Source organism: Microbacterium sp., from assembly GCF_052099035.1.
Lineage (GTDB): Bacteria > Actinomycetota > Actinomycetes > Actinomycetales > Microbacteriaceae > Microbacterium.
This window is the reverse complement of the sequence record NZ_JBQDSX010000011.1, coordinates 1-14,493: the sequence shown is the minus strand read 5'-3', so window position 1 is coordinate 14,493 and position 14,493 is coordinate 1. Positions and strand designations below refer to the sequence as shown.

At 65.7% G+C, this 14,493-nt stretch carries 12 protein-coding genes; 6 read left to right on the top strand and 6 right to left on the bottom strand.

Going from position 1 to position 14,493, the window contains the following annotated elements; genetic code table 11:
- Positions 1-5 precede the first annotated feature (5 nt).
- The 4 genes from ACTIAO_RS05315 to ACTIAO_RS05300 are packed head-to-tail and all read left to right on the top strand — an operon-like array spanning position 6 to position 6,439.
- The gene (locus ACTIAO_RS05315; protein WP_441905228.1) at positions 6-713 is read left to right on the top strand and encodes a hypothetical protein; all 708 of its coding nucleotides are present in this window, start codon (positions 6-8) and stop codon (positions 711-713) included.
- A complete protein-coding gene (locus tag ACTIAO_RS05310; protein WP_441905227.1) occupies positions 710-2,236 on the top strand; it encodes a DNA polymerase Y family protein in 1,527 nt (508 codons plus the stop codon). Before ACTIAO_RS05315 ends, ACTIAO_RS05310 begins: the two co-directional genes overlap by 4 nt.
- A complete protein-coding gene (locus ACTIAO_RS05305) occupies positions 2,236-5,619 on the top strand; it encodes an error-prone DNA polymerase (RefSeq protein ID WP_441905290.1) in 3,384 nt (1,127 codons plus the stop codon). Before ACTIAO_RS05310 ends, ACTIAO_RS05305 begins: the two co-directional genes overlap by 1 nt.
- Before the next feature lie 22 nt (positions 5,620-5,641).
- On the top strand, positions 5,642-6,439 hold the full coding sequence (locus tag ACTIAO_RS05300; RefSeq protein ID WP_441905226.1) for an alpha/beta fold hydrolase: 798 nt from the start codon (positions 5,642-5,644) through the stop codon (positions 6,437-6,439).
- Positions 6,440-6,459: 20 nt separating this feature from the next.
- On the opposite strand, the gene ACTIAO_RS05295 is transcribed toward ACTIAO_RS05300, so the two are convergent.
- Positions 6,460-6,837 carry a hypothetical protein gene (locus tag ACTIAO_RS05295; protein WP_441905225.1) on the bottom strand — a complete coding sequence of 126 codons (378 nt, stop codon included), beginning with the start codon at positions 6,835-6,837 and terminating at the stop codon, positions 6,460-6,462.
- 104 nt (positions 6,838-6,941) lie between these two features.
- Here ACTIAO_RS05295 and ACTIAO_RS05290 point away from each other — a divergent pair, with 104 nt between their 5' ends.
- Entirely contained in the window at positions 6,942-7,592 is a 651-nt protein-coding gene (locus ACTIAO_RS05290; protein ID WP_441905224.1) for a DedA family protein, read from the top strand.
- A gap of 2 nt (positions 7,593-7,594) precedes the next feature.
- Here ACTIAO_RS05290 and ACTIAO_RS05285 read toward each other — a convergent pair whose 3' ends face one another.
- Both ACTIAO_RS05285 and ACTIAO_RS05280 read right to left on the bottom strand, forming a co-directional pair.
- Positions 7,595-8,974, bottom strand: coding sequence for an FAD-dependent oxidoreductase (locus ACTIAO_RS05285; RefSeq protein WP_441905223.1), 1,380 nt, complete (start codon positions 8,972-8,974; stop codon positions 7,595-7,597).
- 133 nt (positions 8,975-9,107) lie between these two features.
- On the bottom strand, positions 9,108-10,199 hold the full coding sequence (locus ACTIAO_RS05280; RefSeq protein WP_441905222.1) for a linear amide C-N hydrolase: 1,092 nt from the start codon (positions 10,197-10,199) through the stop codon (positions 9,108-9,110).
- A gap of 215 nt (positions 10,200-10,414) precedes the next feature.
- Between ACTIAO_RS05280 and ACTIAO_RS05275 the strand changes: the two genes are divergently transcribed.
- On the top strand, positions 10,415-11,095 hold the full coding sequence (locus tag ACTIAO_RS05275) for an NADPH-dependent F420 reductase (RefSeq protein WP_441905221.1): 681 nt from the start codon (positions 10,415-10,417) through the stop codon (positions 11,093-11,095).
- Positions 11,096-11,131: 36 nt separating this feature from the next.
- Here ACTIAO_RS05275 and ACTIAO_RS05270 read toward each other — a convergent pair whose 3' ends face one another.
- The 3 genes from ACTIAO_RS05270 to ACTIAO_RS05260 form a co-directional block, all read right to left on the bottom strand.
- Complete coding sequence (locus ACTIAO_RS05270) at positions 11,132-12,160, bottom strand: methionine synthase (RefSeq protein ID WP_441905220.1); 1,029 nt, start codon at positions 12,158-12,160, stop codon at positions 11,132-11,134.
- Positions 12,161-12,185: 25 nt separating this feature from the next.
- Positions 12,186-13,169 (bottom strand): putative oxygenase MesX, encoded by a 984-nt coding sequence (locus ACTIAO_RS05265; protein ID WP_441905289.1) that lies wholly within the window; start codon positions 13,167-13,169, stop codon positions 12,186-12,188.
- A 146-nt stretch (positions 13,170-13,315) separates the two neighbouring features.
- On the bottom strand, positions 13,316-14,269 hold the full coding sequence (locus ACTIAO_RS05260) for a LysR family transcriptional regulator (RefSeq protein WP_441905219.1): 954 nt from the start codon (positions 14,267-14,269) through the stop codon (positions 13,316-13,318).
- Positions 14,270-14,493 lie beyond the last annotated feature (224 nt).

The following is a 14,493-nucleotide window of genomic DNA, read 5'->3' as shown; positions in this document are numbered from 1 at the left end:
GATATATGGGCACTGGGAGCACCGCCCTCCGCGCACAGGAGGTGCATCGACTGCGCAGCGAGATCTCTCGCATGCAGCGGCGTCGCAGCGACGTGCCTTTTCTTCCACTCGATCCGGCGCTCGAGGGGCTACTGCCCGATCCCGGGCTGCGCGTCGGATCGTCCTATTCGATCTCCCCCTCCCCGAGCCTGCTCGGTGCTCTCCTCGCCGCCCCCTCGCAGAAGGGATCGTGGTGCGCGATCATCGGCATGCCCACGATCGGTGTCGAGGCGATGGGCGATCTCGGTGTCGATCTCGAACGGCTGATCCTCGTGCCCGACCCCGGTCCCCGCTGGCTCACCGTCGCCACTGCTCTCTCCGAAGTGATCCCGATCATCGCCGTGCACCCGCGCAGTCGTGTCGCAGATGCCGACATCGCCCGGCTGAACGCTCGCCTGCGCGATCGCGGCTGCACTCTGCTGGTCACTGCGCGCTGGCCGCAGAGCGAAGCGACGATCCGTGTGGAGGAGGGCGAATGGCACGGACTGGGCACCGGATGGGGTCTGCTCTCCGATCGCACCGTGACGCTGCACGCGTCGGGTCGACGATTCGAGTCCGGTCGCCACGTGCGCGTGCAGATGCCGACCTCGCTCGGTCGGGTGGGCGCCGTGCCCGCTCCTCTGCGCCCGGTGGCCCCGTTGCACGCTCCTGACCGTCTGGCGGTGGCCGGATGAGCGCCCCTCCTCGCCATCTCGTGCTGTGGCTGCCGGACTGGCCGGTGCGCGCGGCGCTCGGCGCACCACCAGGAGACGAGCCCGTCGCCGTCATCCAGGCGAACGCTGTCATCGCTTGCTCAGCATCCGCTCGTGCGCAGGGAGTGCGCCGCGGCCAGCGCCGCAGACAAGCGCAGACCCGCTCGCCCGGCCTGCGGATCCTCCCCGCCGATCCCCTGCAGGAGCAGCGGATGTTCCTGCCCGTGCTGCGGCTGCTCGAAGAGCTGGTGCCGGGCGTGCAGCCGCTGCGACCAGGACTCGTCGCGTTGCGCGCGCGCGGAGCCGCCCGTTTCTACGGCGGTGAGGAGCAGGCAGCTCGGCATCTCATCGAAGCGCTCGAGGCACACGCTCACCCCGGCACGCGAGCGGGCGTCGCGGACGGTCTGTTCACCGCCGAGCAGGCGGCGCGCATGGCAGAGCCGGTGCACGTGGTCGAACAGGGGGATGCACGCGGGTTCCTCGCCCCTCTGCCCGTCCAGGTGCTGGGCGATGAGCAGATCACGACGCTGCTGACGAAACTCGGCGTACGCACGCTCGCCGATTTCGCTGCCCTCCAGGTCGGCGATGTCCGCGACCGGCTCGGCGAGAGAGGAGTGCGCCTGCATGATCTGGCGGTGGGATCCGACTCGCGACCGCTGCAGCCCCAGGCTCCTGAGCCGCAGCTCGCACGCGAGATCGTGTTCGACGGCCCGCTGGCACAGGCAGAGCAGGTGGCCTTTGCCGTGCGCCAGACAGCGGATGCCGTCACCGCCGGCCTCGCGGAGCTCTCGCAGGTGTGCACCGAAGTGCGCATCGATCTGACCGACGATGACGGAGGCGTTTCTTCTCGGGTCTGGATGCATCCGACCTCGTTCGAGGCGAGCGATCTCGTCGACCGCGTGCGGTGGCAACTGGAGTGGATGGCAGGGGCGCTCGCCGACACGGAACGAGTCGGCGCTGGCATCCTCGAGGTGCGGATCACGCCGACGCGCGTCGACGACAGCGCGCATCATCAGCCGGGGCTGTTCGGGCAGGGCCCTGAGCAGCGCCTGCACCACGCCGTGTCGCGCGTTCAGGCCCTGCTCGGGCATCGCGGCGTCATCACACCGCAGGTCACGGGTGGACGCCGACTCGCCGAACGGCAACTGCTCCAGCCCTGGGGCGACAAGACACCGCACGAGCGGAGCACTGCGCTCCCCTGGCCGGGAAGCCTCCCGGCCCCGCTCCCGTCTGAAGTCTTCACGCCCCCGGTGCCTACCCGTGTGACAAGTGCCGACGGCAGCGCTCCATCCGTCGATGAGCGCGGGGCGCTGTCGGCCCCTCCTGCCCGGATCGAAGACGTGCCGGTGCTCAGTTGGGCGGGCCCCTGGCCCTTGCGCGAGCGGGCGTGGGATGCCGTGCAGGCACGAACGGCACAGCGTTTCCAGATCGTCGATGAGTCCCAGCGTGCATGGCTCGTGCTCTGGGAGGACGGCTCCTGGTGGGCCGAGGGGCGGTATCGCTGATGGGCTTTCACAACCCGGCGATGTCGTGGAAGGAGCTCGAGAAGACCCTCAGCGGTCACGGCTCTGCAGAACCGCCGATGACCAGAGCCGACCCCGGGCCGGTCAGACGGCGACGCAAGGCCGCGCCTCCGCCGCCGGTCGAGCCTCCTGAGAACGCCGTCCCCTATGCCGAACTGCACGCGCATACCTCCTACTCGTTTCTCGATGGCGCCTCCCCGCCAGAGGAACTGCTCGCCGAAGCCACCCGGCTCGGCCTCACCGCCCTCGCGATCACCGACCACGACGGGTTCTACGGCGCAGCACGGTTCGCCGAATCGGCAGACCTTATGAAGTCTCCGCTGCAGACCGTCTTCGGCGCTGAGCTGTCGCTGGATCTTCCCGCCCCGCAGGGCGGTGTCCCTGATCCCGTCGGCGAGCATCTGCTCGTGCTCGCTCGCGGCATGGAGGGGTACCACCGGCTTTCCGGTGTGATCACCCGTGCGCAGCTGCGCGGTGGTGAGAAAGGCCGCCCGGTCTACGATCTCGACGACCTCGCGGCGAGCGCGGAGGGGCAGTGGACGATCCTCACCGGCTGCCGCAAGGGCGGTGTCCGACAGGGCCTTGCCCGAGGCGATGCCGAGACTCCCCTGCGGCGCCTTGTCGACCTGTTCGGGCAGGACAGTGTGGCCGTCGAGCTGTTCGACCATGGCGACCCGCAGGACTCGCGTCGCAACGATGCTCTTGCCGACCTCGCGCGGGCACATCGGCTCCCCCTGGTGGCGACGAACAACGTGCACTACGCCGCGCCCCACCGCGCGGGACTCGCCGAGGCCGTCGCGGCGGTGCGGGCGGTGCGCAGCATGGATGAGCTCGATGGGTGGATGCCGTCTCACGGGGCGGCACACCTGCGCAGCGGTGCGGAGATGACCGAACGGTTCCGCCGCTACCCCGGTGCGATCTCGCACGGGCTGCGTATCGCTGAGGAGTCGGCGTTCGAGCTGCGGCGAGCGCGCCCCGCTCTGCCGCAGCAGAAGGTGCCGGACGGACACACGCCGATGAGCTGGCTGCGGCACCTGGTGTGGGATGCCGTACCCGCCCGGTATCCGCGCCTCGACGATGCCGGGCGCGCCCGGATCGAACGCGAGTTGAACGTGATCGCTGAGAAGGACTTTCCCGGATACTTCCTCATCGTGCACGGCATCGTGACCGAGGCCAAGCGCCGCGGCATCCTCTGCCAGGGGCGTGGGTCGGCGGCGGCGAGCGCGGTCTGCTATCTGCTGGGGATCACCGCTGTCGATCCGATCCTGTACGGGCTGCCGTTCGAGCGGTTCCTCGCGAGCACCCGTGAGGAGGAGCCCGACATCGACGTGGATTTCGACTCGGGTCGCCGCGAGGAGATTATCCAGTGGGTCTACGAGCAGTACGGGCGCGAGTGCGCAGCTCAGGTGGCGAACGTCATCCAGTACCGTCCGAAGAATGCCGTGCGCGATATGGCGAGGGCGCTGGGATATTCCCCCGGCCAGCAGGATGCGTGGTCCCGCCAGGTCGACGGCTGGGGGTCGGGTCTCGAAGCCGTCGACGGCCATGACATCCCCGAGACGGTGCTGGAGTATGCCGGTGAGGTGTTGAAGGCTCCGCGGCATCTCGGCATCCATTCCGGCGGGATGGTGCTCACCGCGCGCCCGGTCGGCGAGGTCGTGCCCGTCGAGCATGCGCGCATGGAGAATCGCACCGTCATCCAGTGGGACAAGGACGACGCGGCGTGGATGGGGCTGGTGAAGTTCGATCTGCTCGGGCTCGGCATGCTCGCAGCTCTGCAGAACTGCTTCGATCTCATCTCGGCATCTACCGGTGAGAGATGGATGCTGGAGACGATCCCCAAAGAGGAAGCAGCGGTCTACGACATGCTGTGCCGTGCCGACTCGATCGGCGTGTTCCAGGTGGAGTCCCGCGCGCAGATCGGTCTGCTCCCCCGGCTGCAGCCGCGACGCTTCTACGATCTCGCCATTCAGATCGCGCTCATCCGCCCCGGCCCCATTCAGGGCGGGGCCGTGCATCCGTTCGTGCGCCGCAAGATGGGCACCGACAAGGTCACGTACCCGCATCCTGCGCTGAAACCGGTGCTGGAGCGCACCATGGGGATTCCGGTGTTCCAGGAGCAGCTCATCCAGATGGCGACGACCATCGGCGATTGCACGGCCGATGAGGCAGATACCCTCCGGCGTGCGATGGGCTCCAAGCGCGGGCTGGAGAGGATCGACAGCATCCGAGACAAGCTGTACGCCGGCATGGCGCGCCATGGTCTCTCGCCCGAACAGTCCGATCGCATCTACGAGCAGATTCAGGCGTTCTCGAACTTCGGGTTCGCCGAATCGCACTCGCTATCGTTCGCGCTGCTGGTCTATGCCAGCTCATGGGTGAAACTGCACTATCCGGCTGCGTTTCTGGCTGGTCTTCTGAACGCGCAGCCGATGGGGTTCTACTCTGCGGCCACGCTCACCTCCGATGCCCGGCGGCACGGCGTACAGGTACGACGCCCGGATCTGCAGGCTTCGGCCGCCTCGACGACGCTCGAGCGCGTCGGAGATGCTGCCGGTGCGACCGGTCAGGATTCCTGCGCCGTCTACGAGCAGCCGACACCGGGCGAGTTCGATCGGGATGCACCCGATCAGTCAGCAGCGCATCGCCGCGATGGTGCGTTCGCCGTGCGACTGGGGCTCGCAAGCGTCCGCGGCATCGGTGTGCCGATGGCAGAGCGCATCGCCGCCGAACGCGACGCGAACGGCCCCTACCGCGATCTGCCTGATCTGGTGCGACGCACGGATGCCACAGCCGCTCAGGTGGAGGCGCTGGCGACAGCGGGGGCCTTCGATTGCCTGGGTCTCAGCCGCCGCGAGGCGGTGTGGCTCGCCGGAGCCGCCGCCGAAGACCGGGCCCGCTACCTTCCCGGCACGACGGTGTCCGTGCAGCCGCCGCTGTTCGCGGATCAGACCAGCTATGAGCTCCTCGCCTCAGACCTGTCGACGACCGGCGTCTCCATCGACGATCACCCCATGACGCACTTCCGCACGGCGCTGAACGATCGCGGCGTCCTCACAGCCGATCAGCTGCGTGCGCACGAGGTCGGCCGGCGCATCGAGGTGGCGGGCCTGGTCACCCACCGACAGCGTCCGGCGACGGCCGCCGGGGTCACTTTCCTCAACCTCGAGGACGAGCACGGGCTGGTCAACGTGGTCTGCTCGACCGGGGTGTGGAACCGTTACCGTCGCATCGCTCGAGATTCTCCCGCGCTCATCGTGCGGGGCATCCTCGAGCGGTCCCCCGAAGGAGTGGTCAACGTGCTTGCGGATGCCTTCCAGGATCTGCGCACCGGAATGGAGCACCGCTCCCGCGACTTCCGCTGATGCCACTTGCTACGCTCGACGCATGGCGCAGTTGACCGAGATATTGCCGCGCCCCGGTGCCGCTCTCCGCTACAGCGACAGCGGCGGTTCCGGTGACGCTGTCGTCTTCACCCACGGCGCGGGCGTCGACAACGCGATGTTCGAGGCACAGTCCACCGCTGTGAGGAACGCCGGATTCCGGGTCATCAACTGGGATCTGCGCGGTCACGGCGATTCGCTTCTCGACAGCGGCATCCGCTTCCGCGGCGAGGATGCCCTCGACGATCTCTCCGCACTTCTCGATCATCTGGCAGTGCCATCACCAATACTCGTGGGTCACTCGCTGGGCGGCAATCTCGTACAGGAACTCGCCAGACGTCACCCGAACCGCGCCGGCCGGCTGGTGGTGGTCGACTCGACCTGGAACGCCGGCCCCCTCACTGGGCCGGAGCGATTCGCACTCCGAATCGCGGCACCCTCGTTGGCCATGATCCCGTCCTCCCGACTACCGAACCTCATGGCGACAGCATCCGCCACCACGCCCGGCGCGATCGACTATGCGAGGGACTGCTTCGCGCGCATGCCCAAGCATGTGTTCCTCGATGTCTGGCGCGCCACGCTCGCGCTGGTCGGCCCTGATCCGACGTATCGTTCACCCGTTCCGCTGACGCTCATCCGCGGCGCGGAAGACCGCACCGGCAATATCGCGACCGCCATGCCGCGGTGGGCCGCTGCCGAAAGCATCGTCGAAAGCGTCATCCCGGGCGCCGGTCACATCGCACCGCTAGATGCCCCAGAGGCGGTCTCAGATGTCATCCTCGCGGCGTTGCAGTCACGATGAGCGCTCGCCAGAAAAGCAGCTCACCAGAAGCGTGGCGGTTCTGGTTCGGGCTTGCGGTCGCTGCCACCCCAGCGCAGCGCTTCATCCGTAACGGCGGATGCCGCAGCATCCGCTCCGCGCAACGCGATGTCGGCTTCAGCAGCGCCGGGCCCGACGGGATCCACCAGCAGGGTCGTGCTGATCCCCGCCCGGCTGGTGTTGATCGTGCACTCCAGCACCCGCCCGACCCAGGTCGCCGTTCCCATGACCGCGGCGCCGTGCTGATACCGGACGCGGGTCTCCAGGTCCGTGACCACGAGGACCACGCGCTCGCCGTTCTCGTCCGCGCGTTCGACCACCTCGACGCGATGCCCGTGCGCAATCGCTGCCGGAACCCCGATGATGATCGTTCTGTCCATGGCTACAGCCTACGAACTCGGGCGCTCACCCGGGTACCCATTCCGCCGCGGACGGCGGCGAGCTCTACGGGGATCCACAGGTACGCTTCCCTACGCTGGAGTCCATGGATGCCGGAGCCGAGAACCTCAATGCGATCGCTGCGTGGGCTGTCTCCCTCATGGAGACCCTGGGTGGATTCGGTGCCGGCGTCGCCATCGCCCTGGAGAACCTGTTCCCGCCGCTGCCGAGTGAGATCATCCTGCCTCTTGCCGGGTTCACCGCGGCAAAGGGGACGCTCGGCCTCGTCGAGGTCCTGATCTGGACGACTGTCGGTTCGGTCGTGGGCGCGCTGGCTCTGTACGGGGTCGGCGCCTGGCTCGGGCGGCGCCGCATGTATGCGATCGCCGAACGGCTGCCGCTGATCAAGACCGAAGATGTCGAGCGCACCGAAGCGTGGTTCGATAGGCACGGCTCGAAGGCGGTGTTCTTCGGCCGGATGATCCCGATCTTCCGCAGTCTGATCTCGATCCCTGCGGGCATCGAGCGGATGCCGTTGGTGCGCTTCACGCTGCTGACGCTGGCCGGCAGCGCGATCTGGAACACGATCTTCGTGCTCGCGGGCTTCTACCTCGGAGCCAACTGGCACATCATTGAGCAGTACGCAGGCGTCTTCCAGAAGATCGTCATCGCTCTCGTGATCGTCGCGGTCGTCGTGTGGATCTTCCTGCGCGTGCGGCAGATGCGCCGAAACAGAGCATCCGTCGCCGCCGACTGACCTCAGACCCGCAGGGGCTTCGTCGAGGCGAGCACCTCGTTGAGCGCCTCGGTACTCGACGGATGCGTCCAGATGCTGTCGCGCAGTTCGCTCGCCGTGACGCCCTGACGCATCGCGAGCGCGAGCAGATTGATCACTTCCTGCGCGTCGATCCCGAACACGGTGGCCCCGAGGACCAGGTCGGTGTCGGCGTCGATGAGCACCGTGATCAGTCCGTGCGTCTCGCCGACGATCTTCGGGCGGGGCATCGCGGCGATGTCGGCGATCGCTTTCGATGCGACCAGCACGCTCCGACCGCTCTCCCGCGCCTCCGCCTCGTTCATCCCGACACGGGCGAGCGGCGGCGTGAGGAAGACCGTGTACGGCACGGCGACACGATCTTCGGTCGAACGCTTGCCGGAGCCACCGAGCTGATCCATGACGATCCGGTTGTCATCGAGCGAGATGTAGGTGAACTGGGGCCCGCCGTTGACATCGCCGACGGCGAAGATGTGCGACGCAGACGTGCGCAGGTGCTCGTCCACCGTGACGTAGCCGCGCTCGTCGACCGAGACGCCGGCGTTCTCGAGCCCGAGATCATCGGTCAACGGCTGTCGGCCGACAGCCACCAGCACGGCATCCACCACGAGTTCTCGGGGTTCCCCTCCGATCGTGAGGTCGATGACTGCCGTGCCTTCCTCATCGCGGATGCCGCGCACGTCCCCACCGAGGACAATCTCCACGCCTGATTCCTTGAGCAGGCTGCGGGCAGCATCCGCCACGTCGCGATCCTCGTTCTTCATGAAGGTCTGACCGTGGTCGATGAGCGTCACGCGCGAACCGAACTTCGAGAACATGCCCGCGAACTCCACACCGACGTAACCGCCGCCGACGATGGCGAGCCGCTCCGGGAGCGGATCGACATGCTGAATCGTCGTGGAATCGAACACCCGCGTGCTGTCGACGGAGAACTTCGGTGCTGCAGGTTCCGTTCCCGTATTGATCACGATCTTCTCGGCGTGAATGCGGAGAACATCGGTGCCCGCCGTCACCTCGACGTCGTTCGTGCCGGTGAACCGGGCGCTACCGTCCACCAGGGTGACGGTATCGACCTCGGCGAGCATCTCGTGGTTTCGGGCCCGCAGCTTGTCGGTGAGCGCATCGCGTCCGGCGACGGCATCCGTGAACCAGGCTCCCGCGTCATCACCCGGACGCCGCTTCGAGGCGCTGTCGACGAGGTCCTTCGTGGGGATGCATGCGATGTTGATGCAGCTGCCGCCGTACATCGCGGCCGACTGCTCCACGAGCGCCACCGAGCGGCCTTGCCTGCCCAGGGCTCCGGCGAGCGTCTTTCCGCCCTTCCCCCAACCGATGACCAGCATGTCCACATCGATGTCTGCCATGGCTGAACTCTACGATCTCCCCCGAGGAATGTCGAGGCGCCGGGGCGGGCCCGACACCGCAAAGAGCTCGACACTGCAAAGAGGAGGAGCCATTCGGCCTGTGCACCGAATGGCTCCTCCTCTGAGACGAGAACTACGACTTCTTCTTGTCCTTCTTGCCGACCAGCGACTGGACGACCTTCGAGACGGCAGCGAACTCATCCTGCTTCTTCGCGACGAATTCCAGTGCCTTGACTCCCGTGTCCACGGCTCCGAGCGCCAGCTCACCCGGGTCTTTGAACTGGTGGCTCACGTTGCCTGCGAAGCCCGTTTCGAGCGCGTCACGGGTGACGAGCTCGAGCTTCAGCGTCTTGGTGCCCTCGGCGAAGCTGACCTCGTCGAGGTCGACCCAGATGAGGTTCGGGCGCGTGGTGGAGCTGAAGACGTAGCGCTTGTTGGTGAGGTCGAGCACGACCTGCCAGATCGTCTGCGACGCGTCGGGCTTGCCGGGCTCCGGTGTACGGAACGGCTGAGCGGCGTTGCGGATGATGCTGAACATCGCCGCGATCGCTTCGATCTGCGTCTTCGGCTGCACCTGGTGAGCCACGTAGTAGGACGCACGGGCAAAGCGGTCGCTCGCGAGCGTCGAGCCGGGGAGGTGATCCTTGCCGCCGAGACCATCGATCTGCTTCACGAGCTCGAGCTGCTTGTCGAACGTCGGGGAGTTGGTCATGACCTGGTAGTCACGGCTGTGATAGACCTTCGCGTTGCCATCGGTGTACTCGATGATCGCCGAGTCGCCCGAGGCGTCATTGATCGCCAGGTGCAACGTGGGCACCAGGTGGCCGGTCGGGTCGAAGAGCTGTGAGATCTTGACCTGAGACGAGTTCGTCCACTCCACTGCTTCCGCGACCGTGGCGAAGTTGTCGAGGTAGTACTGCAGCCAGATCGCCTGGCTCAACTGCGTGTCGCTGTCCTTCGGCTTGCCGTACTCGGACTCAGCGAGCCACAGAATGTGACCGGCGAATCCTTCCTCGTTCATGCCATCGGTGGCGATCAGGTCGAAAGCCGTGGCAACGATGCTGCCGTACTTCGCCTTCCAGGTGAGGTCGCCGTTCACGCCGTCGGTGCGCTCGATACCCCGCGGGAACTTCCAGAGGTTCGTCAGGAGGTCCATGTGGAAATCCATATTGCGACCGACGATGACTGAACCGTTGGCGTCAGGCCATACCACTCGTGTGCACATAATCCGTTAACACATCCGTTCTCTTGTTCACCTTCTCGGCCATCCCGAGTCGACTTGTCCCAGACGCTCACATACTAGGGAGCGTGATCAGCACGGCGGCGCGATCGGCGCCATTCTTCACCCGGTGTGTAACCAGGCCCATCACCCCGCGTCATCACCTCATCTCACCCCTGCCTCGCAGGCGGTCGTCGAAGGTGCGGCTCTACGATGGCGGTGTGACTCCGCGCAGCGTAGAGACCCTCGGCATTCTGGGGGCAGGCAGGCTCGGCACCGTCCTCGCTCGGCTCGCGACGTCGGTCGGTATGCGCGTGCTCGTCGCTAGCTCCGGCGACCCGGCCCTGATCGCACCGCGGATGGCGGCGATCGGAGCCACCGCAGCGTCAATGGCGACAGTCATCGCCGAATCGGATGCCGTCATCCTCGCGCTTCCTCTCGGCGAGTACCGGATGCTACCGGCAGAAGCACTGCGCGGAAGGCTCGTGATCGATGCGATGAACTACTGGTGGGCGTCCGACGGCATCCGCGACGATCTCGCCGACCCGCGCACGTCCACCAGCGAACTCGTGCAGGCGCATCTGTCGGGCGCGCGCGTCGTGAAAGCGCTCAGTCACATGGGATATCAAGATCTCGAGGATGAAGCTCGCCCGACGGCATCCCCCGATCGCAAGGCGATCGCGATTGCCGGTGATGATGCGGATGCTGTCGCCACTGTCGCCTCGCTCGTGAACGATCTGGGGTTCGACCCCGTGTCGGCGGGCCCGCTCGCCAACGGCATCATGCTGGAGCCAGGAGCGGAGGCGTTCGGTGCCGACGTGGATGCCACTCAGCTGCGAAGCATGCTCGACGGGTTCTGGGAATCGCAGCGCGGGATCATCGTGGCGCGGGCGCGGGGGTGATCCTCTCGAGATCCGCCTACTCCTGCGAGAGCGTGCTCAGCCTGCCTGTTCGGCGCGGACGATCTCGGCTCCAGCGACGAGCGCGATCATCTTGTCGCGCGCAACGTGTCGCGGCAACGGTGCCATGCCGCAGTTGGTGCTCGGGTAGAGCTTGTCAGCATCGACGAAAGCAAGAGCGCTCCGGAGCGTAGCGGCGACGTCTCCCGGCGCCTCGACGGTGTTGCTCGCGACGTCGATCGCCCCGATCATCACCTTCTTGCCGCGAAGGAGCTCCATCAGCTCGAGCGGCACGTGAGAATTGTGGCTCTCCAGCGAGACGATGTCGATCGAGGACTGCTGAAGGAGCGGGAATGACTGCTCGTACTGGCGCCATTCCTCGCCCAGCGTCGCCTTCCACTCGTTGTTCGCCTCGATGCCATACCCGTAACAGATGTGCACGGCTGTCTCGCATCGCAAGCCCTCCGTGGCTCGCTCGAGCGCGGCTATGCCCCAGTCGTTCACCTCGTCGAAGAAGACGTTGAAGGCGGGCTCGTCGAACTGGATGATGTCGACGCCTACGGCCTCGAGCTCTCGTGCTTCCTGGTTGAGGATGGTCGCGAACTCCCACGCGAGCTTCTCGCGGCTGTTGTAGTGGGCATCGTACAGCGTGTCGATCATCGTCATCGGGCCGGGCAGCGCCCACTTGATGGGCTGATCCGTCAGGGCGCGGAGACGCTTCGCATCGTCCGCGAACACGGACTTCTCACGGCGTACTGCATCGACGACAGTGGGGACGCTCGCGTCGTAGCGGTTGCGGATGCGGACCGTCTCGCGTCGCTCGAAGTCGACCCCGCTGAGGTGCTCGATAAAGGTGGTGACGAAATGCTGGCGAGTCTGTTCGCCGTCACTGATGATGTCCAGACCTGCGCGGCGCTGCTCGTCTGCCGCCAGCGCCTGCGCGTCGAGCGCACCTTCCCGCAGTTCGTCGCCGTGAAGCCTCCACGGCGACCAGAGCTTCTCCGGCTCTGAGAGCCAGGACGGTTTCGGGAGGCTCCCGACGATCGAGGTGGGCAGCAGTGCATTCATCGGTGATTCCTTGCGTAGCGTGCAGTCAGACGGGCTCTCGAGCAGCCCACCGCTCAAGAATGTCGCCGTAGGGTTCCATCAGGCTCACGTCGGTGAATCTGCCTTGCGTGACGGCGAGCTGACTGCGCTCGTCACGATCGTAGGAGACCTGCGTCAGTGAGTGCCCGTGGTTCTCAAGGCTCGGCTGATAGACCTCGGCGGCCGTGGCGTTCGCGTTGTAGATCTCCGGGCGGTAGATCTTTTGGAACGTCTCCATCGTGGCGATCGTCCCGGCGAGGGCCAGCGGAGTGTAGTCGTTGAGCAGGTCGCCGCGGTGATAGAACGCCAGCGGCGCGACGGCGCCGGGAGGCATGAAGTAGCGGACCTTCAGCCCCATCTTCCCGAAGTACTGATCGGTCAGGGAGTACTCGTCCTGCTGGTATTCGACCCCGAGGATCGGATGCTGGTTCGCGAGCTGACGATACGTGCGCGACGTCGACACACTGATGCAGATGACCGGCAGTTGCGAGAATCGCTCCTGATAGGCATCCGACTCCAGGAAGCGCTCGAAGAGCTTGCCGTGGAGTTCTCCGAAGTCGCTCGGGATGCCGCCTCCGGACGTGCTCGCCGCGTGCGCCGGCAGCCGCACGCTGAAGTCGTAGTCGCGGACGTACGACGAGAAGTTGTTGCCCACGATCCCGTCGATGCGCGTGCCGGTCTGCGTGTCGAGGATCTGCACGTCGAGGACTTCGATCAGCGGAAATGCGACGTCGTCGCCAGCAGCGTCGATCTGCAGGTCGACCGACACGATGTCGAGCTCGACAGCGTAGCGATTGCGGCGCGGGTTGTCCCAGTGCGCCAGCTCGTTGAAGCGGTTGTCAATCATTGTCAGAGCATTGCGAAGGTTCTGCTGACGATTCTCACCCCGAGCCAGATTCGCGAAGTTGGTGGTACTCCGAGAGTTGGACGACGGGGCGTAGTCCTCATCGAAGCGCGTTGTGCTGATGCGGAAAGCACATTCGTTCGTCACGGTGGTGTGATGCGTCATGGTGGTGTGATGCCTCAAGGTCTCGGGATCCGCGGAAAATCATGGATTCACGTGTCGAGACCTCAGTGTAAGTACACCTACCGGCCATAGCCCCATCAGTTGTCACAATACGTAGTCAGAGCTTTTCCCTATGCCAGAAGCTCTACCCCGAAATCCGCCACCACGTCGCGCATCTCTGCGACGAAACTCTGCGCCTGGGCCGTCAACGAGATGGAGGTCTGTCCGATCCAGCCGATCTCGATGCGCTCGTCGACGTCGAGCGGAACGGCGATGATCGACGGATCGAGGTCGTCGGAGATGATGCCGGTGGAAATCGTATATCCACCGAGACCGATCATGAGGTTGAAGATGGTCGCCCGGTCGCTTACCCGGATGTCCTGCTTCGACGAGCGGGTGGAGAGGATCTCCTCAGCGAAGTAGAACGAGTTGTTCGCTCCCTGATCGAACGTGAGGCGGGGAAGTTCCTCGAGATCGGCGAGAGTGACGCGTGCGCGCTCGGCAAGCGGGTTCGTCCGGGCGATGAAGATGTGCGGAGTGGCGAGGAACAACGGGGTGAACGCGAGCCCGGAGTCGCGGAGCAACTTATCGATGACATTTCGGTTGAAGTCGTTCCGATAGAGCACACCCAGCTCGCTTCGCAGCGTGCGGACGTCTTCGATGATCTCCCATGTACGGGTCTCACGAAGGCTGAAGGCATACTCGTCCGCGTCGGACGCCTTCACCATCCGCACGAAGGCGTCGACCACGAATGAGTAGTGCTGCGTGGACACGGCAAGAAGCCGTCGCGACGGCGGGCGGCCGAGGTAGCGCTGTTCCAGGAGCTCTGACTGCTCAACCACTTGGCGCGCATACCCGAGGAACTCAGTACCGTCCTCGGTGAGCATCACGCCGCGGGTGGAGCGGATGAAGAGCGTGCAGCCGGTGCGGTTCTCGATCTCCCTCAACGCGGCGGACATCGTCGGCTGTGACACATACAACAGGTCAGCAGCAGCGCTGATCGAGCCTTCTGCGGCGACCTCGACGAAATATCTCAGCTGCTGCAAGGTGATGCCTCGCGCTGCTCCCATCTCCTCTCGAACCATAGTGACAAGCTATCTCAATGATCGTTGGACAGCCCGGCGGCTTGGGGATCGATGTCTTTGGTAGGACGGCGTGCGGCGAAGGCCGCCAGCTGCGCTCCTCCCTTGAGTACAAAGTTTCTGAATCGCCAGGATCGCGTCACCATCGGGCGTGCCATGTTGTGGTTTCGGCGGGTGACGTCCCCTGGGCTGGTGTAGTTTCCCGGGTTCTGAGCGTCGAACTATCG

Excerpts from the sequence above, each read along its gene's own strand:
- ACTIAO_RS05315 (WP_441905228.1), top strand. The coding sequence starts at position 6 with ATGGGCACTGGGAGCACCGCCCTCCGCGCACAGGAGGTGCATCGACTG.
- ACTIAO_RS05310 (WP_441905227.1), top strand. The coding sequence starts at position 710 with ATGAGCGCCCCTCCTCGCCATCTCGTGCTGTGGCTGCCGGACTGGCCG.
- ACTIAO_RS05305 (WP_441905290.1), top strand. The coding sequence starts at position 2,236 with ATGGGCTTTCACAACCCGGCGATGTCGTGGAAGGAGCTCGAGAAGACC.
- ACTIAO_RS05300 (WP_441905226.1), top strand. The coding sequence starts at position 5,642 with ATGGCGCAGTTGACCGAGATATTGCCGCGCCCCGGTGCCGCTCTCCGC.
- ACTIAO_RS05295 (WP_441905225.1), bottom strand. The coding sequence starts at position 6,837 with ATGGACAGAACGATCATCATCGGGGTTCCGGCAGCGATTGCGCACGGG.
- ACTIAO_RS05290 (WP_441905224.1), top strand. The coding sequence starts at position 6,942 with ATGGATGCCGGAGCCGAGAACCTCAATGCGATCGCTGCGTGGGCTGTC.
- ACTIAO_RS05285 (WP_441905223.1), bottom strand. The coding sequence starts at position 8,974 with ATGGCAGACATCGATGTGGACATGCTGGTCATCGGTTGGGGGAAGGGC.
- ACTIAO_RS05280 (WP_441905222.1), bottom strand. The coding sequence starts at position 10,199 with ATGTGCACACGAGTGGTATGGCCTGACGCCAACGGTTCAGTCATCGTC.
- ACTIAO_RS05270 (WP_441905220.1), bottom strand. The coding sequence starts at position 12,160 with ATGAATGCACTGCTGCCCACCTCGATCGTCGGGAGCCTCCCGAAACCG.
- ACTIAO_RS05260 (WP_441905219.1), bottom strand. The coding sequence starts at position 14,269 with ATGGTTCGAGAGGAGATGGGAGCAGCGCGAGGCATCACCTTGCAGCAG.